This window comes from Kitasatospora sp. NPDC048545 (assembly GCF_040651155.1).
Lineage (GTDB): Bacteria > Actinomycetota > Actinomycetes > Streptomycetales > Streptomycetaceae > Kitasatospora.
The window spans coordinates 145,056-167,525 of the sequence record NZ_JBEZIQ010000006.1 but is presented as its reverse complement, the minus strand read 5'-3'; the positions used below and the strand labels follow the sequence as shown (position 1 = coordinate 167,525).

Annotated in this window: 21 protein-coding genes and 1 tRNA gene; 14 read left to right on the top strand and 8 right to left on the bottom strand. The window is 71.2% G+C overall.

What is annotated here, in order from left to right; all coding sequences use genetic code 11:
• Positions 1 to 26 precede the first annotated feature (26 nt).
• The 6 genes from AB0D10_RS08840 to AB0D10_RS08815 all read left to right on the top strand — a co-directional run bounded on the left by AB0D10_RS08840 (position 27) and on the right by AB0D10_RS08815 (position 4,733).
• Entirely contained in the window at positions 27 to 599 is a 573-nt protein-coding gene (locus AB0D10_RS08840) for a DUF2017 domain-containing protein (protein ID WP_360253395.1), read from the top strand.
• 392 nt (positions 600 to 991) lie between these two features.
• Entirely contained in the window at positions 992 to 2,434 is a 1,443-nt protein-coding gene (locus AB0D10_RS08835; RefSeq protein WP_360253393.1) for an amino acid permease, read from the top strand.
• Between the two features lie 156 nt (positions 2,435 to 2,590).
• The gene (locus AB0D10_RS08830; RefSeq protein WP_360253391.1) at positions 2,591 to 3,022 is read left to right on the top strand and encodes a M67 family metallopeptidase; all 432 of its coding nucleotides are present in this window, start codon (positions 2,591 to 2,593) and stop codon (positions 3,020 to 3,022) included.
• 138 nt (positions 3,023 to 3,160) lie between these two features.
• Positions 3,161 to 3,280, top strand: a complete 120-nt coding sequence (locus AB0D10_RS08825) for a putative leader peptide (RefSeq protein ID WP_317621128.1) — start codon at positions 3,161 to 3,163, stop codon at positions 3,278 to 3,280.
• Between the two features lie 117 nt (positions 3,281 to 3,397).
• Entirely contained in the window at positions 3,398 to 3,676 is a 279-nt protein-coding gene (locus tag AB0D10_RS08820; protein ID WP_350514862.1) for a MoaD/ThiS family protein, read from the top strand.
• Between the two features lie 88 nt (positions 3,677 to 3,764).
• Positions 3,765 to 4,733 carry a cysteine synthase gene (locus AB0D10_RS08815; RefSeq protein WP_360253389.1) on the top strand — a complete coding sequence of 323 codons (969 nt, stop codon included), beginning with the start codon at positions 3,765 to 3,767 and terminating at the stop codon, positions 4,731 to 4,733.
• A 34-nt stretch (positions 4,734 to 4,767) separates the two neighbouring features.
• On the opposite strand, the gene AB0D10_RS08810 is transcribed toward AB0D10_RS08815, so the two are convergent.
• The gene (locus AB0D10_RS08810) at positions 4,768 to 5,217 is read right to left on the bottom strand and encodes a type II toxin-antitoxin system PemK/MazF family toxin (RefSeq protein ID WP_360253547.1); all 450 of its coding nucleotides are present in this window, start codon (positions 5,215 to 5,217) and stop codon (positions 4,768 to 4,770) included.
• A 221-nt stretch (positions 5,218 to 5,438) separates the two neighbouring features.
• Here AB0D10_RS08810 and AB0D10_RS08805 point away from each other — a divergent pair, with 221 nt between their 5' ends.
• Both AB0D10_RS08805 and AB0D10_RS08800 read left to right on the top strand, forming a co-directional pair.
• Entirely contained in the window at positions 5,439 to 5,630 is a 192-nt protein-coding gene (locus AB0D10_RS08805) for a MerR family transcriptional regulator (protein WP_360253387.1), read from the top strand.
• Between the two features lie 207 nt (positions 5,631 to 5,837).
• Complete coding sequence (locus AB0D10_RS08800; protein WP_360253385.1) at positions 5,838 to 6,584, top strand: MBL fold metallo-hydrolase; 747 nt, start codon at positions 5,838 to 5,840, stop codon at positions 6,582 to 6,584.
• A 358-nt stretch (positions 6,585 to 6,942) separates the two neighbouring features.
• Here AB0D10_RS08800 and AB0D10_RS08795 read toward each other — a convergent pair whose 3' ends face one another.
• From AB0D10_RS08795 to AB0D10_RS08780, 4 genes are all read right to left on the bottom strand, one after another.
• Positions 6,943 to 8,229, bottom strand: coding sequence for an LLM class flavin-dependent oxidoreductase (locus AB0D10_RS08795; protein ID WP_360253383.1), 1,287 nt, complete (start codon positions 8,227 to 8,229; stop codon positions 6,943 to 6,945).
• The gene (locus tag AB0D10_RS08790) at positions 8,226 to 9,356 is read right to left on the bottom strand and encodes an LLM class flavin-dependent oxidoreductase (protein WP_360253381.1); all 1,131 of its coding nucleotides are present in this window, start codon (positions 9,354 to 9,356) and stop codon (positions 8,226 to 8,228) included. Before AB0D10_RS08790 ends, AB0D10_RS08795 begins: the two co-directional genes overlap by 4 nt.
• 394 nt (positions 9,357 to 9,750) lie before the next feature.
• Positions 9,751 to 11,022 carry a PTS transporter subunit EIIC gene (locus tag AB0D10_RS08785; RefSeq protein ID WP_360253379.1) on the bottom strand — a complete coding sequence of 424 codons (1,272 nt, stop codon included), beginning with the start codon at positions 11,020 to 11,022 and terminating at the stop codon, positions 9,751 to 9,753.
• 753 nt (positions 11,023 to 11,775) lie between these two features.
• Complete coding sequence (locus AB0D10_RS08780) at positions 11,776 to 13,065, bottom strand: PTS transporter subunit EIIC (RefSeq protein WP_360253377.1); 1,290 nt, start codon at positions 13,063 to 13,065, stop codon at positions 11,776 to 11,778.
• 407 nt (positions 13,066 to 13,472) lie between these two features.
• On the opposite strand from AB0D10_RS08780, the gene AB0D10_RS08775 reads away from it, so the two are divergent.
• The 4 genes from AB0D10_RS08775 (at position 13,473) to rdgB (ending at position 15,872) form a co-directional block, all read left to right on the top strand.
• On the top strand, positions 13,473 to 13,706 hold the full coding sequence (locus AB0D10_RS08775) for a PTS glucose/sucrose transporter subunit IIB (RefSeq protein ID WP_030060521.1): 234 nt from the start codon (positions 13,473 to 13,475) through the stop codon (positions 13,704 to 13,706).
• Positions 13,707 to 13,949: 243 nt separating this feature from the next.
• Positions 13,950 to 14,675, top strand: a complete 726-nt coding sequence (gene rph, locus AB0D10_RS08770; RefSeq protein WP_360253375.1) for a ribonuclease PH — start codon at positions 13,950 to 13,952, stop codon at positions 14,673 to 14,675.
• A gap of 170 nt (positions 14,676 to 14,845) precedes the next feature.
• A complete protein-coding gene (locus AB0D10_RS08765; RefSeq protein WP_360253373.1) occupies positions 14,846 to 15,235 on the top strand; it encodes a hypothetical protein in 390 nt (129 codons plus the stop codon).
• Positions 15,236 to 15,266: 31 nt separating this feature from the next.
• Positions 15,267 to 15,872: an RdgB/HAM1 family non-canonical purine NTP pyrophosphatase gene (rdgB, locus tag AB0D10_RS08760; RefSeq protein WP_360253371.1), complete on the top strand. Its 606-nt coding sequence runs from the start codon at positions 15,267 to 15,269 to the stop codon at positions 15,870 to 15,872.
• 66 nt (positions 15,873 to 15,938) lie between these two features.
• Here the strand turns inward: rdgB and AB0D10_RS08755 are convergent.
• Positions 15,939 to 16,013 (bottom strand) — tRNA-Leu (locus tag AB0D10_RS08755).
• Positions 16,014 to 16,075: 62 nt separating this feature from the next.
• Entirely contained in the window at positions 16,076 to 16,936 is an 861-nt protein-coding gene (locus AB0D10_RS08750; protein ID WP_360253369.1) for an HNH endonuclease, read from the bottom strand.
• A gap of 380 nt (positions 16,937 to 17,316) precedes the next feature.
• Between AB0D10_RS08750 and AB0D10_RS08745 the strand changes: the two genes are divergently transcribed.
• The gene (locus tag AB0D10_RS08745; protein ID WP_360253545.1) at positions 17,317 to 19,131 is read left to right on the top strand and encodes a glycosyl hydrolase family 18 protein; all 1,815 of its coding nucleotides are present in this window, start codon (positions 17,317 to 17,319) and stop codon (positions 19,129 to 19,131) included.
• Positions 19,128 to 20,762, top strand: coding sequence for a recombinase family protein (locus AB0D10_RS08740; protein ID WP_360253367.1), 1,635 nt, complete (start codon positions 19,128 to 19,130; stop codon positions 20,760 to 20,762). Before AB0D10_RS08745 ends, AB0D10_RS08740 begins: the two co-directional genes overlap by 4 nt.
• A gap of 157 nt (positions 20,763 to 20,919) precedes the next feature.
• Here AB0D10_RS08740 and AB0D10_RS08735 read toward each other — a convergent pair whose 3' ends face one another.
• On the bottom strand, positions 20,920 to 22,386 hold the full coding sequence (locus AB0D10_RS08735) for a replication initiator (protein WP_360253365.1): 1,467 nt from the start codon (positions 22,384 to 22,386) through the stop codon (positions 20,920 to 20,922).
• Positions 22,387 to 22,470 lie beyond the last annotated feature (84 nt).

The window sequence follows — 22,470 nt, the reverse complement described above, 5'->3', positions numbered from 1 at the left end:
CGACGAAGACGGGCTGACCGATACAGATGGCTGGGTTGTTCGAGAGCACCGGCGGTGGCGGCGCGACGATCGCGCTGGACGAGTGGGAGGCCTCCATCCTCCGCTCGCTGGAAGTGCAGTTGCTGGAGCTGATCGGCCCCGGCCCGGGCGGTGGCGACGGCGACCCGCTGGCCGCGCTGTTCGCCGAGGGGCCGACCGAGGCGCCCGCCGATCCGGTGCTGGCCCGGTTCTTCCCGGATGCCTACGGGGACCCGGAGAAGCCGGACGACGACGAGGCCGCGGCCGCGTCCGGCGAGTTCCGCCGCTTCACCGAGCTGGACCTGCGGGCCCGCAAGCGGGACGACGCACTGTTCGTCGTCCGGGCGCTGGACGGCCTCGGCGGCGACGGGGTGCTCAAGCTGGGCACCCCCGACTGCCCGCGCTGGCTGGGCGCGTTGAACGACCTGCGGCTGGCCCTCGGCGTCCGGCTGGAGGTCACCGAGGACGACGAGGAGGGCCTCTACGAGCTGCCGGACGGCGACGAGCGCAAGCCGCTGGTGATGGCGTACCTGTGGCTGGGGGCGCTGCAGGAGTCGCTACTGGAGGCGATGGTCGACTGAACGGCCGACTGAACGGCGCCGACTGAACGGCGCCGATCGAACGGTGTCGGCCGGGTGCCGCGGGCCGGGCGGTGCGGGCCGGGTGCCGCGGGCCGGGCGGTCGGTCCGGTGAGCGGCTCCGACCCGGTGAACGGAGCCTGAATCCAGGCGTATCACCGGATGAACGTGGAGCGGCCGGCCCGCTCCCGTTCGCGTTTCCGGGGCGATCGTGCCCGGTTTCGGGCAGGCCCCGGCGATTTCGTCCAGGATGTGGACGATTCGCCGGGGCTTTTCAGTGCAAAATGGGGCAGATCATACCAGGTCATGCTCAAATATCGCTCAGATGAACACCGCTGTCCGGACGGCCCGTGGTACGACTTCTCCACTCCCGAGACCGACCAGGACGGTGCACCATGGCCGAGAAGTTGTACGACCACGTGGTCGACACCAAGCCGGACGAGGAGGGCTACGAGCGGGGACTCGGCAGCCGCCAGATCCAGATGATCGCGATCGGCGGAGCGATCGGCACCGGGCTCTTCCTCGGCGCCGGCACCGCGATCTCCAAGTCCGGCCCGAGCCTGATCCTCTCCTACGCCGTCGCCGGCGTGGTGATCTTCGCGATCATGCGCGCCCTCGGTGAACTCCTCACCTACCGCCCGGTGTCCGGCAGCTTCGCCGAGTACGCGCGGGAGTTCCTCGGCCCCTTCGCCGGCTACGTGACCGGCTGGACGTACTGGCTGTTCTGGGTCGTCACCGGCATGGCCGAGACCACCGCCGCCGCCGTGTACGTGAAGTTCTGGGCGCCCGGCATACCCCAGTGGGCCAGCGCTCTGACCTTCCTGGTCGTCCTCTACGCGGCCAACCTGATCTCGGTGAAGCTGTTCGGCGAGATCGAGTTCTGGTTCTCCATGGTCAAGGTCACCGCCATCATCGGCATGATCCTGATCGGCGTCGGGGTGCTCACCCTGGGCTTCAGCAAGGCCGGTGACACCGCGTCGATCACCCACCTGTGGCAGGACGGCGGCTTCTTCCCCAAGGGCATCGGCTCCACCGTGATGACCCTCCAGATCGTCATGTTCGCCTACCTCGGCGTCGAACTCGTCGGCGTCACCGCGGGCGAGAGCGAGAACCCCGAGAAGACCCTCCCGCGCGCCATCAACACGCTGCCCTGGCGCATCGCGCTGTTCTACATCGGCGCTCTGGTCGTCATCCTCTCGCTCGTGCCGTGGACCGAATTCCAGCCCGGCGTCAGCCCGTTCGTCGCCGCCTTCGGCAAGATCGGCATCCCGGCCGCGGCCGGCATCATCAACTTCGTGGTGCTCACCGCCGCGCTCTCCTCCTGCAACTCCGGGATGTACTCCACCGGCCGCATGCTGCGCGACCTCGCTCTGCGCGGCCAGGCCCCGGGGCGGCTCACCACGCTCAACTCCCGCCGCACCCCGGCCTTCGCGATCACCGTCTCCTGCCTGCTGATGGGCGCCGGCGTGGTGCTCAACTACCTCGTCCCCGCGCGGGCGTTCGAGTACATCACCTCGGTCGCCACCGTCTGCGGCCTGTGGACCTGGGCGATGATCCTGATCTCCCAGATCCGCTACCGCCGGGCCTGGAAGGCCGGCCGCCTGCCCGCACCCGGCTTCAAGTCGCCCGGCGGCGCCTGGGTCAGCTGGGCCGCGCTCGCCTTCCTCGCCCTCGTCGTGGTGCTGATCGGCCTGGACGAGGACAACCGGATCTCGCTCTACGTCTTCCCCGGCTGGGCCGTGGTGCTGGTCATCGGCTACCGCTTCCTCCAGCGCCGCAACCCGCAGGCCGTCAACGGCCCCGCCCACGACGACCCGCACGCGGGGGACGCCGCCTGAGTCCGGGCTCCGCACGGCCCGGGACCGGACGCACGGCGGGACCGCACGTGCACCGGGACCGGCCCGCGGACGGCCGTCGACCGCGCCTCGGACACCCGTCGACCGCGCCTCGGACGCCCCGGCGGACACCCGCCGGGGCGTGGCTATCCTGACCGCATGCTGACCATCACCCGAGAAATCCGCGACCGGATCGTGGCCCACGCCCGCGCCGACCACCCGGACGAGGCCTGCGGCGTGGTCGCCGGACCGGCCGGCACCGGACGGCCCGAGCGGTTCGTCCCGATGCTCAACGCCGCCCGCTCGCCCACCTTCTACGAGTTCGACTCGGGCGACCTGCTCAAGCTCTACCGCGAGATGGACGACCGCGACGAGGAGCCGGTGATCGTCTACCACTCGCACACCGCGACCGAGGCCTACCCGTCGCGGACCGACGTGAGCTACGCCTCCGAACCGTTCGCCCACTACGTCCTGGTCTCCACCGCCGACGGCAACGGCGAGGACGACGCCTACCAGTTCCGCTCGTTCCGCATCGTGGACGGCGAGATCACAGAGGAAGACGTCGAGGTCGTCGAGGCCCACCCGGCCTGACCGGTACCCGCCCGGACGCGGCCCGCCGACCCCGGCGAAGAGGCGGCGGGCCCGCCGCGTCTCAGCACTGGGGACGAGAACATCCGGATCCCGAGACGGGCATGTCGGAGCGGGCCCGGGAATCTATACGATGAGCCCATGCGTTCCGTCGATGTGAGCAACCAGGCCCCGGGCACCCGCCTCGTGGCGCGCCTGCACATCGACCTGTGCCGGCACGCCGGCGCGATCTGTCCAGGCACGCCCGCGCGCTCGCGCTGAGAGCCGCCGCACCCCGCCCGGGCCCGCCGCCCCTCCGGCGCCGCCGCGCCCGGGCACCCGTCCGCCCTGCCGCGCCGCTGCGGCCCACCACTCCACGACTCGCACAGGAGCGCACCCATGGCCATCGAGGTCCGCATCCCGACCATCCTCCGCACCTACACCGACGGCGCCAAGGCCGTCGAGGGCAACGGCAGCAACCTCGGGGAACTCTTCACCGACCTCGACGCCCGCCATCCGGGCATCGCCGCCCGCCTCGTCGACGGCGGCGAGCTGCGCCGCTTCGTCAACGTCTACCTGAACGACGAGGACGTCCGGTTCCTGGAGGGCATCTCCACCGCCCTCGCCGACGGCGACAGCGTCACCATCCTGCCCGCCGTGGCCGGCGGCGCCCGCTGACCTCCCGGTTCCCCCGCCACGGCGGGGGAACCACCCCCGCGACCCTCACCGCCGTGTGACCCCTCACCGCCGTGGCCGGAGGCCTCCCTTGCGTTACGACAGTCCGCTCGAAGCCGTCGGCAACACCCCGCTGGTCCGCCTGCCCCGGCTGTCCGCCGCCGTCCCCGGCAACACCGGGGGCCTGGTCACCCTCTGGGCCAAGCTGGAGGACCGCAACCCGACCGGCTCGATCAAGGACCGCCCGGCGCTGCACATGATCGAGCGCGCCGAGGCCGAGGGCCGGCTCACCCCGGGCTGCACCATCCTGGAACCCACCAGCGGCAACACCGGCATCTCGCTCGCCATGGCCGCCAAGCTCAAGGGCTACCGGATGGTCTGCGTGATGCCCGAGAACACCAGCGAGGAACGGCGCGAGCTGCTCCGCATGTGGGGCGCCGAGATCATCCCCTCCCCGGCCGCCGGCGGCTCCAACACCGCCGTCCGGATCGCCAAGGAGATCGCCGCCGAACACCCCGACTGGGTGATGCTCTACCAGTACGGCAACCCCGACAACGCGGGCGCCCACTACACCGGCACCGGCCCCGAGATCCTCGCCGACCTGCCGACCGTCACCCACTTCGTGGCCGGCCTCGGCACCACCGGCACCCTGATGGGCGTCGGCCGCTACCTGCGCGAGAAGGTCCCCGGCGTGAAGATCGTCGCCGCCGAACCGCGCTACGACGACCTGGTGTACGGGCTGCGCAACCTCGACGAGGGCTTCGTCCCCGAGCTGTACGACGCCGAGGTGCTCACCACCCGCTTCTCGGTCGGCTCCGCGGACGCCGTCCGCCGCACCCGCGAACTCCTGAAGCAGGAAGGCATCTTCGCGGGCGTCTCCACCGGCGCCATCCTGCACGCGGCGATCGGCGTCGGCCGCAAGGCGGCGGCCGCGGGAGAACGCGCGGACATCGTCTTCGTGGTCGCCGACGGCGGCTGGAAGTACCTGTCCACCGGCATCTACACCGCCGAGTCCACCGAGGCGGCCGTCGAGGCGCTGCAGGGCCAGCTCTGGGCCTAGCGGCCGGCTGACGGTCGGCGGGTCCGGCCAGGACCTAGTTCAGCACCTGCCGGGCCCGGGACCACACCTGCCGGTCCACCGTGCCCGCCCGGCGGCGGAACGCCGACAGCGGGACCTCCCGCAGCTCGTCGGTCTCCAGCCAGCTGGCCCGGCCCTGCCGGTCGCCCACCGAACCGGGCGGCAGCGGCAGCACGCCCGGGCGCTCGGCGTGGTGCTTGCTGGTGATCTTCGCGACGGTCGCGGTCCGGCCCCGCACCCGCAGCACCAGGCACGGGCGGTCCTTCGACCCGGGGCCGTCCTCGAACGGCACCTCAGCCCACCAGATCTCCTGCGGTTCGGGGCGGGACCGGGTGCTCGGGCGCGGTCGCGGACCGGTCGGACCCGCCGGGCGGGGGGCCGGGCGGGTCCGCCGCGCCAGCACCGCCGCGACGGCCGCCAGCAGCGCGATGCCGGCCAGCGCCAGGACGACCCAGGTACCAGTCATGCCGTTCATGCGGCGAACCGTACCGGGCCGGGGGTGCGCGCCACCACCGTGACGGCTGTGACAGTTGAGCATGTGTCCGCGCTTTGCTCCCGGTTCGTCACGGAACCACCACTGTGCCCGTTCCGCGCCGGATGTCCGGCCGCACCCCGGAAGGCTGCGTCACGAACGTCCGCCCCGTCCCCCCGGAGGTGCCCCGTGCGTGAGCGAAGCGAGGTGGGTGCATGAGCCGTAGCGCCGAACTGTGGTCCTACGCCGAGATCGCCCGCCACATCGAGGTCCGCCCCGAGACCGTCCGCAGCTACCGGCGGCACGGGCTGCTGCCCGGCCCCGACGCGACCGACGCCGGCGGCCACCCCCGCTGGTACCCCGACACCATCCGCGCCTGGGCCCGCAACCGCCCCGGGCACCGCTGAGCCCACCCCGGCCCCGGCCCCCGCTCCCGTCCCCGGCGTTCTGGTGATTCCAGCCACAGCCCGGCACGGGGACGGGGGCAAAGTGCCGCTCCACCCTTACCCTCGACACACCAATGCAGTGCTACCGGCCGGTTCACCGGCCCGGCCTGCCGTTTTCCATGCCGTTTTCCAGCAGCAGCCAGGACGTGTCGGGGCGGAGGGGCTCGGATGAAACTGACCGTGGTGGGGTGCTCGGGGAGCTTCCCGTCCGCCGACTCGCCCTGCTCCAGCTACCTCGTCGAGGCCGACGGCTACCGCCTCGTCCTCGACCTCGGCAACGGAGCCCTCGGCGCCCTGCAGAAGTACACCGGCCTCTACGACGTCGACGCCGTCCTGCTCAGCCACCTGCACGCCGACCACTGCGTCGACCTGTGCGCCTACTGGGTGGCCCGCAACTACCGCGCCGGGGGCTGCCCCGAACTGCTCCCCGTGTACGGCCCGGCCGGCACCGCCGAGCGACTCGCCCGTGCCTACGACATGCCGGAGAACCCCGGCATGAAGGAGGTCTTCGAGTTCCGCACCCTCACTCCCGGCAGCTTCGACCTCGGCCCCTTCCGGGTCGAGGTCGCCCAGGTCAACCACCCGGTCGACGCCTTCGCCTTCCGGCTCGAACACGACGGTCGCTCGATCGTGTACAGCGGCGACACCGGCGAGAGCGCCGCACTCGTCGAACTCGCCCGCGACGCCGACCTCTTCCTCTGCGAGGCCGCGTACATCGACGGCCGTGACACCTACCGGGCCGTCCACCTCAACGGACGCGAAGCCGGCGAGCACGCCACCGCCGCCGGTGCCCGCCGACTCGTCCTCACCCACATCCCCCCGTGGACCGACGCCGAGCACAACCGCCGCGACGCGGCCGCCGCCTACGCCGGGCCGGTCGAGATCGCCCGCGCGGGCGCGGTGTACGAGGTCTGACCGGGCACGGGACCGCCCCGGGCGCGGAGCCCCGTCGGGCCTGCGCCCGGCGGCCGGGCGCAGGCCCGACGGGGCACGCCACCGGCGTCCGCCGGTGCTGCGGATCGACGTCCGTCACGGCCGCCCGGTACGCCTCCCGCAGCCGGGCGGTGACCGGGCAGGGAGGCGTGGGCAGGGCGCGGCACGTCCGGCCGGCGGCCCGGACGCCACCCGAACCCGGATCGGCGGACAGCGGTATGACGGAGCGCCGACTCACCGTGCCGCGGCGCCCGCCCCTGGCGCGGGGAGCCGCTTCCGGGCCGGCGTGCACGCGGGGCGGGTGGACCCGGGGACCGGGCGCCGGGGCCGAGGGCGGGGCTCAGCGTTGCCCGGGGACGGGCAGTCCGAGGTGGTCGCGCAGGGTCGGGCCGGTGTAGTCGGTGCGGAAGACCCCGCGTTCCTGGAGCAGTGGCACCACCCGGTCGACGAACTCGTCCAGGCCGCCCGGGGTCAGGTGCGGGACGAGGATGAAGCCGTCGGCCGCGTCGTTCTGCACGAAGTGGTCGATCCGTGCGGCGACGGTGGCTGGGGAGCCGACGAAGGACTGCCGGCCGGTCACCTCGATCACCAGTTCGCGGCTGGTCAGCCGCTTCTCCGCCGCGATCGCCCGCCAGCGTCGGGCGACGGCCAGCGGGTCGCCGAACCGGACCCGGCCCTGGACCAGGGCGCTGTCCGGGTCGGGGTCGACGTCCGGCAGCGGTCCGTCCGGGTCGTGGCCGGACAGGTCGACGCCCCAGACCTGCTCCAGGAAGGCGATCGCGGTCTGCGGTCCGACCTGGGCCAGCCGGACCTCGGCGGCGCGTTCGGCCGCCTCGGCGTCGGTGTCGCCCAAGACGAAGGTGGCCCCGGGCATGATCTTCAGTTCGTCCGGCTTGCGCCCGTACGCGGCGAGCCGGCGCTTGACGTCCGCGTGGAAGGCCTGGCCGGCGGCGAGGGTGGAGTGCACGGTGAAGACCACGTCGGCGGTGGCGGCGGCGAACTCCCTGCCCTCGGCGGAGTCCCCGGCCTGGATCACCACCGGGTGGCCCTGCGGCGGCCGCGGCAGCGAGAGCCGGCCCTCGACCTCGAACTGCGGGCCGCGGTGCCGGACGCCCTCCGCCCCGGCGTCCCAGAACTCCCTTGCCAGCTGCACGAACTCGGCGGCCCTGGTGTAGCGGTCGGCGCGGTCCAGGTAGCCGCCGCGGCGGAAGTTCTCCCCGGTGAAGGCGTCCGAGGAGGTGACCACGTTCCAGGCCGCGCGGCCGCCGGAGAGGTGGTCCAAGGAGGCGAAGCGGCGGGCCAGTTCGTACGGTTCGTTGAAGGTCGCGTTGACGGTGGCGGCCAGCCCGATCCGCTCGGTGACGGCGGCGAGCGCGTTCAGCACGGTGATCGACTCGGGGCGGCCGACCACGTCCAGGTCGTGGACGAGTCCCTTGTGCTCGCGCAGCCGCAGGCCCTCGGCGAGGAAGAAGTAGTCGAACTTCCCGCGCTCGGCGGTCCGGGCGAGGTGGCGGAAGGAGTCGAACTCGATGTGGCTGCCGGAGGCCGGATCGCTCCACACCGTGGTGTTGTTGACGCCGGGGAAGTGCGCGGCGAGGTGGATCTGCTTGAGCGGGCGGTCCGTCATCGGGTCACCTCGGCGAGCGCGGGGGAAGCGGCGGGAACGGGCGCGGCGACGGGCGCGAGGGAGGAGGGGAGGGTGCTGTAGCGGCCGGCCGGGCGGTCCAGTCCGAGGTGGTCGCGCAGGGTGCGGCCGGTGTACGCGGGGCGCAGCAGGCCGGCGGCGCGCAGGGCGGGGGCGATCCGGTCGGCCAGGGCGGTCAGGTCGCGCAGCGGGTCGGCGGGGACGAGGTGGAAGCCGTCGACGCCGGTCCCGGTCGCGGTGAGTTCGGCGAGCAGTCGCTCCTCGGCGGCGCGGTCGGTCCCGGCCGTCCCGGCGTCGCCGTCGCTGCCGGCGGTGCCGGTGATTCCGGTGATGCCGACGGGCAGGGCGGCGTCGAGCCGGGCGAGGATCCGCAGGCTCTCGCCGGCGCGCAGCCGCAGCTCGGTGGCGGCGCTGAGCCGGGCCGCCCGGTCGGGGGCGTCGAGCAGGACGACGTCGGCGTGCCGGATCGCGGCGGCGACCCGGGCGCGCCCGCCGGGGGAGGCGTCCGGTGCGAGGTCGGACGCGGACACCGGCAGCACGACCACCGGGCGGCCCTGCGGCGGACGCGGGGTGATGGACGGGCCGCGGACCGAGAAGTGGCGGCCCTCGAAGTCGACGTAGTGCAGCTTGTCGCGGTCGACGAACCGTCCGGTGGCGGTGTCGCGGATCTCCGCGTCGTCCTCCCAGCTGTCCCAGAGCCGGGCGGCGACCTCGACGGCGTCGGCGGCCTCGGCCCACAGCTCGTCGACGGGGGCGACCGGGCGGCGGCCGAAGGCCTTGGCCTCGGTGTCGGTCGCGGAGACGCCGACCAGCCAGCCGGCCCGGCCCTTGCTCACCCAGTCCAGGGTGTTGACCGAGATCGAGGTGTGGAAGGGTTCGGTGTGAGTGGTGGTGACGGTCGGCACCAGCCCGACCCGGCCGGTCAGCGGGGCGATCCGGGCGAGGGCGGCGAGTGCGTCGGGGCGGCCCGGCTCGGGGGTGAACGAGTCGTCGAGGGTGACGAAGTCCAGGGTGGCCCGTTCGGCGAGGCCGGCGAGGGCGGCGTAGTGCCCGGCGTCGAAGCGGCCGGGGCTGTCGAGGGCGGCGGACAGGTGGAGCTGGCGGGGCATGGTGAGCCTGACTTTCCTCGTGCGGAGGCGTGCGCGCAGGGGCCGGCCCGTACGGGGTCGGGGGTGCGCGGAGGCCCGCGGGTGCGCGGTGACGGCCCGCGGGCGGGAGCCGGGACGGGCGGCGGGGGAGGAACGGCGCCGGGCGGGACGTCAGCCGGGCGGCGGGGGAACGGTCGGCTCAGCCGCGACACGCCGCGGACCACACACGACCGAAGTCGATGTGGCTGCGGGTGACCAGCGGGCAGGTGGTGTTCACCGTTTCAGTTGACCAGGGGTTCCGTCGGTTCGTCAACCGCCGTTTCCGCGGGCCGGGACGTCCGGGAACGCCGGAGGCCCCGCTCGGCCGCTGGGGGAGCGGCGGCCGGGCGGGGCCTTCGAAGGGGTGGCGCGGACGTCAGGCCTTGGTGACGTCCTCGATCTCGTCGTCGTCCTCGCGACCGGGGGTCTTGAGGTTGAACTTGGTGATCGCGAAGCGGAAGAGGAAGTAGTACAGGGCGGCGAAGACCAGGCCGATCGGGATGATCAGCCACGGCTTGGTGGCCAGGTTCCAGTTGAGGCCGTAGTCGATCAGACCGGCCGAGAAGCCGAAGCCGTCGTGCACGCCCAGGCCCCAGGTGACGGCCATCGAGAGGCCGGTGAGCAGCGCGTGGATCAGGTAGAGCACCGGGGCGATGAACATGAACGAGAACTCGATCGGCTCGGTGACACCGGTGACGAAGCTGGTGAGCGCGACGGAGATCATCATGCCGAGGACGGCCTTGCGGCGCTCGGGGCGCGCGGCGTGGGCGATGGCCAGGGCGGCGGCCGGGAGGCCGAACATCATGATCGGGAAGAAGCCCGACATGAACTGGCCCGCGGTCGGGTCGTTGTGGAAGAAGCGCGGGATGTCGCCGGTCCAGGTGTGGCCCGAGGCGTCCGTGAAGCTGCCGACCTGCTGCTGGAAGAAGGTGTTCAGGAACTGGTGCATGCCGACCGGGATCAGCGCGCGGTTGGCGACGCCGTAGATGCCGGAGCCGGCGGCGCCGAGGCCGGTCAGCCAGTCGCTGGCGTTGGTCAGGCCGGTGCCGATCGGGCCCCAGAGCAGGCCCATGACGACGCCGAGCAGGGTGCCGACGAAGGCCATGATGATCGGCACGAGGCGGCGGCCGTTGAAGAAGCCGAGCCAGTCGACCAGCTTCTTGCGGTGGAACCGCTGCCAGATCATGGCGCTGAGCAGACCGACGACGATGCCGCCGAAGACGCCCGGGTTCTGCGGCTTGCCGGCCGGCAGCGCCTCGGTGACGGTGCCGTCCATCGGGAAGACGGTCAGCACGTTGTGGAAGACCAGGTAGCCGACGAGGGCCGCCAGCGCGGTCGAACCGTCGGCCTTCTTGGCGAAGCCGATGGCGACACCGACGCAGAACAGCAGCGGCAGGTTGGTGAACACGGCGTCACCGGCGGTGGCGAAGACCTCCGCGACCTTCCCCCAGCCGAGCCCGTCCTTGCCGAAGACGTCGGGCTGGCCGAGCCGGAGCAGGATGCCGGCGGCCGGGAGGACGGCGACCGGCAGCTGGAGGCTACGGCCGATCTTCTGCAGACCCTGGAGGAGGCTCTGGCCGAACTTCTTGGCGGGGCTTGGCGTGGCCGGAGCCGTGGCGGGCGCCGGTGCCTGCGCAGACTGACTCATGGGGGTGGGTTCCTAACGGCATGGCGGTCGGTCGGGGGAGGGCACAGGGGGCCGAACCGCGAACTGGTCTACACCACGGGTGGTGTAGACCAGTTTTGTAGCACGGGTGGAGAAGGGGGGGAACCCTGGAAAGGGCCGTCGCCCGGAAGTGCTATGAAATCGAAACCTACCTGCGGAACGACGATCATGATTAGTGCCGGGATTGCGATTTTGGCTATTTGCGCAACAAAAGAACGGCCGCCGCCCGGCCCGGCCCGCGCGGGCCGGGGGTGCGCGAACGGGAGCAGGGCGCCGCAGGTTCACCGGCGGCCCCGGTGACGGGCGGCGCGGCGGTCGCTCCGGGCGTGGGTCCGGGCCGGCCGCGGCGCGGCGGGGGCGCCCGCGGAGGTGTCGAAGCTCACGGCTGCGGGCGGGGTGACACCCGGCCGTGCTCGCCTATCGGGCAAACCGTGGCGATCCGACCGCCGACGCTGCGTCGATGCTCCGGAACGGGGACGGCGATGGCGCACCGCCGGGCGTCGCGGCGGCACCCGATCCCCCCGCCCGGATGGCACCGGGCGACCCGGGGCGGCCGCGCGCGGGCCGGGCCGCCCGGCCCGTCGCGCCGCGGCGGGTGGCGCTGCGGGAAATGTCCCGGACGAATGAGGGAATTGTTTCGGCGGCCGGGCCGCAAGTCCCCCCGGTAAATGACGAAGGCCCCGGACCGGCGGGTCCGGAGGCCATTGCGGGCAGAAATCCCCGAGGTGCTCGGGGTCAGTCCTTGGCGACGTCCTCGACCTCGCTCTCGTCCTCCCGCCCCGGTGTTTTCAGGTCGAATTTGACGATGATGAAGCGGAAGAGCACGTAGTACACCGCCGCGAAGGCGAGGCCGATCGGGATGATCAGCCAGGGTTTGGTGGCCAGCCCCCAGTTGAGCCCGTAGTCGATCAGGCCCGCCGAGAAGCTGAACCCGTCGTGCACCCCGAGGCCCCAGGTCACCGCCATCGAGGCGCCGGTCAGCAGGGCGTGCACGGCGTACAGGGCCGGGGCGAGGTAGGCGAAGGAGTACTCGATCGGCTCGGTGACACCGGTGACGAGGGAGGTGAGGCCGAGCGAGAGCATCAGGCCGTAGATCTCCTTCCGCCGGTGCGGCTTGGCCGAGTGCGCGATTGCGAGCGCGGCGGCGGGCAGCGCGAACATCATGATCGGGAAGAAGCCGGACAGGAACTGGCCGGCCGTCGGGTCGCCCCCCAGGAAACGCGGGATGTCGCCGTGCACGATCGTGCCGTCGGACTTGGTGAACTCTCCGAACTGGAACCAGACGAAGGTGTTCAGCAACTGGTGCATACCGATCAGCAGCAGCGCCCGGTTGAACACGCCGAAGAGTCCGGCGCCCCCCGCGCCGAGATCGGCCAGGTCCTGCGAGAAGTCATTGAGGCCGCGGCCGATCGGCGGCCAGATCCAGAGCGCGAGAACGGCCATCAGCATGCCGACCAGGGCGGTGATCATCGGCACCAGGCGGCGGCCGTTGAAGAAGCCCAGCCAGTCGACCAGCCGGGTGCGGTGGAACCGCACCCACAGCCAGGCCGACATCAGGCCGATCAGGATGCCGCCCAGCACCCCGGGGTTCTGGTACGTCGCGGCGGCCGCCTTCGCCGAGGTGAAGTCCACGCACTGGTCGCTCACCAGCACCGTCGGCGGCTTGCAGTGCTCCGGGAAGGCGTGCAGCACCCGGAAGTAGACGAGGAAGCCGACCACCGCCGCCAGCGCCGTCGAACCGTCCGCCTTCTTCGCCATGCCGATCGCCACGCCGACGCAGAACAGCATCGGCAGGCCGAAGGCGGAGTCGAGCAGCGCGCCGCCGGCCGCGGCGAAGACCCTGGCGACGTCGTCCCAGCCCAGGCCGTCCTTGCCGAACACGTCCGGCTGGCCGAGGCGGTTCAGGATGCCGGCCGCCGGGAGCACCGCCACCGGCAGCTGCAGCGAACGCCCCATCTTCTGGAGGCCGCCGTAGAAGGTGTGCCACCACGTCGTCCGCGGGGCCGCGGCGCCAGCCGAACTCATCCTTCGCCCTCCGGGTGCAGTTGCCGGGCGGTCGCCCCCTGAGGGACCCTCGGTCGGGGTCCAGGAACACCCGGGGTCCTTCCTGCGTTCTCCGAAGTGCACATATATTGGTGTAGACCACTTTGGGACACAGGCCGCACTCCGGTACGCCGGCCCCGCTGATCGTCATCCTCGGGCGACGATCGGGAGGCTGCCCGCCGGAATGGGCCGAAAGTGGACTGACGTGGCAAACCGGCCCTGTGCGGGTGATGCTGGTCGCGCTGCTCGTCAGCACGACCGCAGCTGAACCCGCGTCAGCCGCCGGCACGGACCTCGCCGCTCCACGGCCGAGGAACGACCCCCCACAGCACAGCGCACGACGGCACCCGGCAGAGCGGCCGGCGGGCCGAGACAGAGGGAGAAATCAGATGGCCAGCAAGGCTGAGAAGATCGTCGCCGGTCTGGGCGGCATCGACAACATCGAAGAGGTCGAAGGCTGCATCACCCGCCTGCGCACCGAGGTCAAGGACGCCTCCCTGGTCGACGAGGCCGCCCTCAAGGCCGCCGGCGCCCACGGCGTCGTCAAGATGGGCACCGCGATCCAGGTCGTCATCGGCACCGACGCCGACCCCATCGCCGCCGACATCGAGGACATGATGTGAGCTGAGCCACCCGGGCTCACCGACCCCGGCCCGCCGCCCCGCCCAGGGGAACGGCGGGCCGCGGCACGTCACGGCACACCACCGCACACCGCACCACGTCAGCACACACCGCGTCACGGTGCACCCGCGTCACGGTGCACCGCACCGCACCGCGTCACGGCACGCGACGTGACGGCACACCGCGCCCGGGCACGGGCCAAGCCGTATCCGAACCGCCGAGCCGAGCCACTACGCTCAGTGCCTATGTCACGCATCGACGGCCGCACCCCCGACCAGCTCCGCCCCATCACCATCGAACGGGGCTGGAGCAAGCACGCCGAAGGCTCCGTCCTCATCTCCTACGGCGACACCAAGGTGCTGTGCACCGCCAGCGTCACCGAAGGCGTCCCCCGCTGGCGCAAGGGCAGCGGCGAAGGCTGGGTCACCGCCGAGTACTCCATGCTCCCGCGCGCCACCAACACCCGCGGCGACCGCGAGGCCGTCAAGGGCCGCATCGGCGGCCGCACCCACGAGATCAGCCGGCTCATCGGCCGCTCGCTGCGCGCCGTCGTCGACCACCGCGCCCTCGCCGAGAACACCATCGTCCTCGACTGCGACGTCCTCCAGGCCGACGGCGGCACCCGCACCGCCGCCATCACCGGCGCCTACGTCGCCCTCGTCGACGCCGTCGCCTGGGCCCGCGACAAGAAGCTCCTGCGCGCCAAGGGCCAGCCCATCACCGGCGGCGTCAGCGCCGTCAGCGTCGGCATCATCGACGGCACCCCCATGCTCGACCTCCAGTACGAGGAGGACGTGCGCGCCGAGACCGACATGAACATCGTCTGCACCTCCGACGGCCGCTTCGTCGAGGTCCAGGGCACCGCCGAAGGCGCACCCTTCGACCGCGCCCTGCTCGACCGGCTGCTCGACCTCGGCAGCCTCGGCTGCGCCGAGCTCGACGAGATCCAGCGCAAGGCCCTCGAAGGCTGAACCGGCGCGGGCCCCGCAGCCGTGACACAGGACGGACGCCCCGCCGTACGGCCTGCTGTACAGCCCGGGCCCGGAGACCGTACGGTTCCCGCAGCAGCCCCGCTGCGGGAACCGCGCACCCCCCGGCGCGCGTCCCCCACCACGGAACCCGCGCCCCACAGGAGGACCGGATGCCGTCGAGCATCGCCCGCCCCACCGCCCTCGCCGTGGCCGGACTCATCGCGATCCTCCCGCTCTCCATGGTGAGCTGCTCCGCCGCCCAGAAGGCCATCGACTGCGGCAACACCGCCGTGAAGATCACCGGCGACATCGCCGACGTCACCAAGGCCTACGACAACGCCAGCAACGACTCGGCCGCCGCCGGGAAGGCCCTCCAGAAGCTCAAGGGCGACCTCGACCAGGTCGGCAGGAACTCCAAGAACACCGACGTCGCCAAGGCCGTGACCGACCTCCAGAAGCAGGTCGAGAACGTGCAGCGGGCCGCCGACAGGAACGAGGTCCCCGACCTCAAGCCGCTCGGCGACGCGGCCGGCAACCTCACCACGGTGTGCACCGGCTGACGGCCCGGCAACGCTCGGTAGGGTGAGCGATATGTCCACCCGCCTGATCCTCGCCACCCGCAACCAGCACAAGGTCGCCGAACTCCGCGCGATCCTCACCGACGCCGGCCTGGACGTCGAACTCGTCGGCGCCGACGCCTACCCCGAGATCCCGGACGTCCCCGAAACCGGCGTCACCTTCGCGGAGAACGCCCTGCTCAAGGCCCACGCCCTGGCCCGCGCCACCGGCCTGCCCGCCGTCGCCGACGACTCCGGCCTCTGCGTCGACGTCCTCAACGGCGCACCCGGCATCTTCTCCGCCCGCTGGGCCGGCAAGCACGGCGACGACCGCGCCAACCTCGACCTGCTGCTCGCCCAGCTCTCCGACATCGCCGAGCCGCACCGCGGCGCCCACTTCTTCTGCGCCGCCGCCCTCGCCCTCCCCGACGGCACCGAACGCGTCGTCGAGGGCCGCCTCCTCGGCACCCTGCGCACCACCCCGGCCGGAGACGGCGGCTTCGGCTACGACCCGATCCTCCAGCCCCTCGGCGAGACCCGCACCTGCGCGGAGCTCACCCCGGACGAGAAGAACGCCATCAGCCACCGCGGTCAGGCCTTCCGCGCCCTCGCCCCGGTCGTCAAGGACCTCATCGCCTGACGGGTCGCAGGAATGAGAAAGGCCCGTTCTCCTTCGATTCGAAGGAAAACGGGCCGTTTCGCTCAGTACGCCCGGTGGGACTCGAACCCACGACACTGCGGACCTAAACCGCACCTCTCTAGCCAGCTGGAGTACGGGCGCACGTCGAGACAAGCCTACCGGTAGGCGGCTTGTCTCGGGGCCAGTCTTCCGCCGGGATCGGGCTAGGCGACGGCGTCCTTCGTGAGCGTCGGACGGCTCCTGTTCCGGCCGCAGTAGGTGGGCGTGATGGAGTGGCAGTTGGGGCAGAGCAGGCGGAGGTTCTCGCGTCGGTTGTCCAGCCAGTCGCCGTTGACGTGGTCGACCTCCAGGGTCATCGGCCGTCCGAGCCAGGTCGGAGGGGTGCCGCACGACTCGCAGACGTCGGGGTGCCCGATGTGCAGGAGCATGGCACGAAGCCGGTCGCCCGGGACGCGCTGGCTCCCCGGCGGGCCTCGCACCAGCAGCTCTTCGGCCGTACGCCTCGGCCCGCTCTTCCGCCCCTTGTTGTGGGCCCGCCCGGTGAAGTGGCCGGTGTCGAGCCGGTGGAGGGCGATGGCTTCCTGCACCAGCGTTCGGGAGTTGCCGCAGTCGGTCATCCCGAGGGCGAGGATCACGCCGCGGATGCTCCGGTTGTCGGCCACGGCGAGGGCCAGCACGTCCTCGGGGACGGAGGCGACCCGGTCGCGGCCGTCGCCCCGGAAGCTGAAGTGCGAGGTGTCGATGCCAAGTTCGGCCAGGCGCTTCTTCAGGTACGAGTAGAGGCTGTCGTACGGCGTGACGCCCAGGTGGGCCATCACCCCGTTGATGCTGTCGCTGTTCGCCGCGGCTTCGGCCAGGAGCTCCCGCGGGTAGCGACGGCGGCCGTAGTCGGGCCGGCCGCCGTTGAAGTGCGAGGTGTCGATGCCGTAGTGGCGGAGCCGCTTGCTCAGGTAGCTGTGCGTGCCGCCCGCCATCGGCACGCCGAGTCTGCGCATCATCTCGTTCACGCTGCCGGACTCGGCGGCGAGCGTGGCGAGCAGTTCGCGGGTGTACTTGACCGGCATGGATGTCCCCCTGTGGGCCGATGAAGCCCCCTCCCCGGTCGGTGAACGAGCGGTGTCGGGGTTCGGTCACGGGTGGTGGCGGGTTTCGGCCACCGGCTGACTGGTTGCCGAGGGGTTCCGACCTGTGATGTTTGGCTTTTGATTACCAATTGGTACAGACCTATTGACCTGTGTGGTTCAGACCACATAGCTTCTGCGCCAATTGCAATCCCCCACGTGCGTGCTCCCCCACGGGCATGCGCCGACACTCTCTCCTGGAGGACCGAGTGTTGATCCGAAACACCGCGGAGCGGCGTCCCACCGCCGCTCGGCACCGCAGGAGTCCGGCGGCAAGGGCGGGCGTGGCCTCGTTGGCGGCCGCCTCGCTGGCCGGGCTGCTGATGGCGACGCTGGGTGCGGCGCCCTCGCAGGCGTCGGCGGCCGTCGACAACGCGGCCTGTCGGCCGGACGGGCTGTACCGGACCCCCGGGGTCGACGTCCCGTACTGCTCCGTCTACGACACCGGCGGGCGCGAGAAGATGGGTGCGGACCACCAGCGCCGCATCATCGGTTACTTCACCGGTTGGCGTACCGGCAAGAACGGTGACCAGCCGTACCTGGTGAGCGACATCCCCTGGGACAAGGTCACCCACCTCAACTACGCCTTCGGGCACGTCGGCGGCGACAACAAGCTGTCGGTCGGCACGGACGGCCCGACCAACGAGGCGACCGGGATCTCCTTCCCGGGCGTGCCCGGTGCCGAGCTGGACCCGACGCTCCCCTACAAGGGTCATTTCAACCTGCTGACGAAGTTCAAGAAGCAGTACCCGAACGTCAAGACCATGATCTCGGTGGGCGGTTGGACCGAGACCGGCGGCTACTTCGGGGACGACGGCAAGCGGGTGAACTCCGGCGGCTTCTACTCGATGACCGTGAACCCGGACGGCAGCGTCAACCAGGCGGGCATCGACACCTTCGCGGCCTCGTCGGTCGACTTCATCCGCAAGTACGGCTTCAACGGCGTCGACGTCGACTACGAGTACCCGACCTCGATGAAGGACGCCGGCAACCCGCTGGACTGGCAGCTCGCCAACTCCAAGCGCGGTTCGCTGGCCAAGGGCTACGCGGCGCTGATGAAGACGCTGCGGGAGAACCTGGACCGGGCCGGCGCCGCCGACGGCAGGCACTACCTGCTGTCGGTCGCGGCCCCGTCGTCCGGCTACCTGCTGCGCGGCATGGAGACCTTCCAGGTGGCGCAGTACCTGGACTACGTCAACATCATGTCGTACGACCTGCACGGGGCCTGGAACAAGTACGTCGGCCCGAACGCCTCGCTGTACGACGACGGCAAGGACGGCGAGCTGGCGGCGGCGAACGTATACGGCACCGGGCAGTACGGCGGCATCGGGTACCTGAACGCCGACTGGTCGTACCACTACTTCCGGGGTGCGATGCCGGGCGGCCGGATCAATGTCGGCCTGCCGTACTACACCCGCGGCTTCAAGAACGTGCAGGGCGGGACCAACGGCCTCTGGGGCACGGCCTCGGCGACCACCTGCCCGGTCGGCTCCGGACTGACGGCCTGCGGTGACGGCGCGGTCGGCATCGACAACATCTGGAACGACAAGGACGACGCGGGCAAGGAGTCCCCGGCCGGGTCGAACCCGATGTGGCACGCCAAGAACCTGGAGAAGGGCATCCTGCCCGACTACCTCGCCAAGTACGGCGTGACGGACACCGCGCTGCAGGGCACCTACGCCCGCAACTACAGTTCCGCCCTGGTGGCGCCGTGGCTGTGGAACGACACCAAGAAGGTGTTCCTCTCCACCGAGGACGAGCAGTCGGTGGGTGCCAAGGCGGACTACATCGTGAACCAGGGCGCCGGCGGCGCGATGATCTGGGAGCTCGCGGGCGACTACAAGTGGGACGCCGCGGCGAACGGCGGCAAGGGCGAGTACGTGCCCGGTTCGACGCTGACCTCGCTGATGTACGACAAGTTCAAGTCGGCGGCCCCGTACGGCGCGACCCGTTCGACGGTGGCGCTGCCGCAGCAGACCCTGGCGATCGACGTGTCGTTCACCAACTTCGCGCTGGGCGACTCGAATTACCCGATCAACCCGAAGCTGCACATCGTCAACGACTCGACGTTGACCCTGCCGGGCGGCACCGAGTTCCAGTTCGACCAGCACATCGTTGGACGTAACCTACGTGCATGAGCGATGACTTGGTGCAGCGCGCACACTGGGGTGACCTGACGGGGCTCAATCTGGCGGGGCTGGTACGCCTCTCGTTCGAGCCGGATTACGGCGGTGACGAGGACGAAGCCACCGAGCAGCAAGACAAGTTCACCCCCTTCACCGGTCGTGACATCAAGGGCCGGGACGAGCAGGAGAAGGACGCCCGGGGCTTCGTGGAGCACCGGCGCGGAAACTACGTCTACACCTACGAAGAGCCGGACACGAGTGCGTGGAAGCGCAAGCGCGTCCGTCTGCCGGACGGCCGAATCACCTACCGCGTTGTCCGTCCTGTTTTTGAGGGCGCGTTGGAGGACCTGAAGAAGGGCCGCACGCCCGATGGTCACCGCCTTGACGGCCTGATCGTGTACGACATCGACCGCCTCACGCGAGACAACCGCCACTTGGAAGACGCCATCGAGGTGGTGCAGAACTTCCGGCGCCCGATCATCGACATCACCGGCACCCTTGATCTCCTGACGGACAATGGGCGAACGGTCGCCCGGATCATGGTGGCGACGAACAACAAGCAGTCGGCCGACACCGCCCGCCGGGTGAAGCGCAAGCACCAGGCGCTGCAACAGGCGGGCATCCCTGCCGGTGGTCGGCGTCCCTACGGGTGGGCGGCCGACAAGCGGTCGCTGGAACCGGCGGAGGCCAAGAACATCCGTGACGCCGTCGAGCGGCTGATCAAGGGTGCGGGGGTCCGGACGATCGTGGCTGACTGGAACCGCAAGGGGCTGACCACGCCCGCCGGAAGCCAGTGGACGAACGCCAATCTCAAGAACGTTCTCCGTAACCCTCGTATCTGCGGGTACCGGTCGCGCTGGGTATCCGACATCGACCCGGAGACCGGCCGGGAGAACAAGCGCTGTGAGATCGTGCTTGACGACAAGGGCAAGCCGGTCCGAGGCCAGTTCGATCCGATCATCTCGGTCACGGAGTGGGAGGCGCTGACCGACGCCATCGGTACCGGTCCGGCCCCGGGCAGTGGCCACAACGCGCGCAAGTACCTGCTCTCAGGCATCCTGCGCTGTGACAAGAACGGTTGCGGCGCGCCGCTCCGGGCTCAGAAGTCGCCGCCGAGCCGCAAAAAGGCGCCCGGCTACTTCTACTACGTGTGCCCGGGGAAGACCGAAGGGCGCGGGTGCGGTGGGACCAGGCTCGCCGGCCCGGAGACCGACGAACTCCTGATCAAGCTTGTCATCAGCAAGTACGAGGAAGAGGCCGCACAGCGGCAGGCCGAGACCATCCCATCGGAGTGGGACAAGGAGGGGGAGCTTGCGCGCGTTCGTGAGGACCGCGACGAGCTGAAGAAGGCACGGCGGGCCCGGCAGGTCACCGCAGAACGCTACTTCGCCGATCTCGCCGAGTACGACGCGGAAGAGCGCCGACTGGTGAGCGAGCGGAACCAGTGGTTGCGCGCGACCTTCGCCGCCCAGGGGGAGCCCGTCAACCTCGGGAAGGACTGGGACACCCTGACGTTCCCCGCGCAGCGCGGCTACCTGGAGAAGGCGCTACTCTGCGTGCTGGTCGCCCCCGCAGCCGCGCCCAACAGGCCCATCCGGGACCGCCTCAGCCCGTTGTTCCGCGAGCGGATCGCGGGGCTCTGATCCCGGTGCCCGCAGCTGTGCCGTACTGTCACAGTGGCGGGCAACAGATGTGACTACACGCCTGCCGAGAAGCGCGTTGACGGCCTCCCAGTCGGCGTCAGACCAACGCGCCGCACGGCGTGCCTGTTCACGCGCCCAGGCCCAGTCCTCCCCTTCGTCAGCCGAGGTGGTCATTGCTCAACCTCACTCGTTCAAGGGCCAGTTGATCCTTGGCGATCTCTCGGTTGGTGGCGAGGTCTTCGGCGATTCCGGCGGCGATGAGTGCTTCGGCGGGCGTGTGGCCGGTTCCGACGAAGCGCCAGGCGGATTCCGTGGCGGTGTCGGTGTCCCAGTCCGCGTACAGGGCGGGGGCGCCGGCGAGGGCGCGGGCGTGTTCGGCGCGGTCGGTTCGAAGCCGGGTGTAGGTGGTGGAGTAGGCGTGGGTTTTGGTGAGGCAGTGGCCCCGGTAGCCGAGCATGTGGGCCCACGTGTGTAGCCGCAGGTGTTGGAGTTCGGGTAGTTCGCCGAGTCGCCAGGCGGTGGCGATGAGGGCCTGGATGTGGGGAGTGACGTGTAGCGCTCGGATGTCGGCCAGGGTTGTGATGCGGCGGTCGACGGCGCCGGCGGTTTCGGCGCTCTTGCTGGTGTACTTGGCGACGTAGGCGGCTACCGCGTCGTCGGTGAGGCGTCCGCCGTCCCCGCCCGTGAGGGGGTGGGCGTCGAGTTGGGTTCCGAAGCTGAGCCGTCCGTCGCCGTACGCGGCCGATTCGGGGCGCGGCAGGGCTACGGCGGCAGCCGCAGAGCGCACGGTCTCCAGGAGGAGATCCGCTGTTGCCCAGGGCGGGGGCGTGGAGGTGGGTCCGTCGGGGCCGTCGAAGCGGATGACGGCGTGGAAGTGGATGGCGCCGCGCTTCTGGTACTCGGCGACCTTGGCGGTCGAGACCCGGATCAGTGTGCGGATCGCCGTGCGGCCGACGCCGGTCCGGGCGGCTACGTGGTGGTAGAGGTTGTCACGGAAGGCCTTCCACAGGGCAGGGGCCGTGGCGTTCCACAGGATGTGGCCGGGGTAGTCGTAGCAGTCGGCGCAGAGCGGTTGTCCGATGAGCGGGTCTGTGTCCGGGTGGGTCCGGCCGCAGCCGTGTCGGCCCCCGTGTTCGCAGTGGCGGCGCCGGGAGTGGTGGCAGTCGCCCGCGCGGTGGACCGGGCCGAAGGTGGGGGCGGTCAGGGTGACGAACAGCCGGGGGTGCGTCCGCACCGTTTCGGGGACTCCCTTGCCGCCGATGAGTCCGGAGCGGACGAGGTGGAAGGTGTCGCCGCTGTGCTCTCGCGAGCAGGACGGGCAGCGGGTGGCCCGGCGGTTGCGGCAGCGGACGGCGAGCCGGCCGCCGGGTTCGGTGGTGGTCGAGTAGTGCTGCAGGACCTCACCGGTGTCGGCGTCGAGGGTGGTGGTGTGCCCGGTGAGGTAGACCGGTTCGGCGCAACCGCCGGTGGCGCGGATCTGTTCGAGCCAGCGGTTCAGGTCCGGCATCTCGCCGAGGCGGACCAAATCTCGGTCAACGGGCGGTAGTTGGCGTAGCCGCGCCTCCCGGTCGAGGAAGGCGCGGCGTGCGGCGGGATCGGTGTAGGGGTTGGTGCCGGTGGTCATGGTGGGTGTCTCCAGGGCCAGGGTTCGCCGGGCCCCGGCCGGGCCAGGCATGTGCTGGCACGGCCGGGGGTGGCGTGGGGGCGG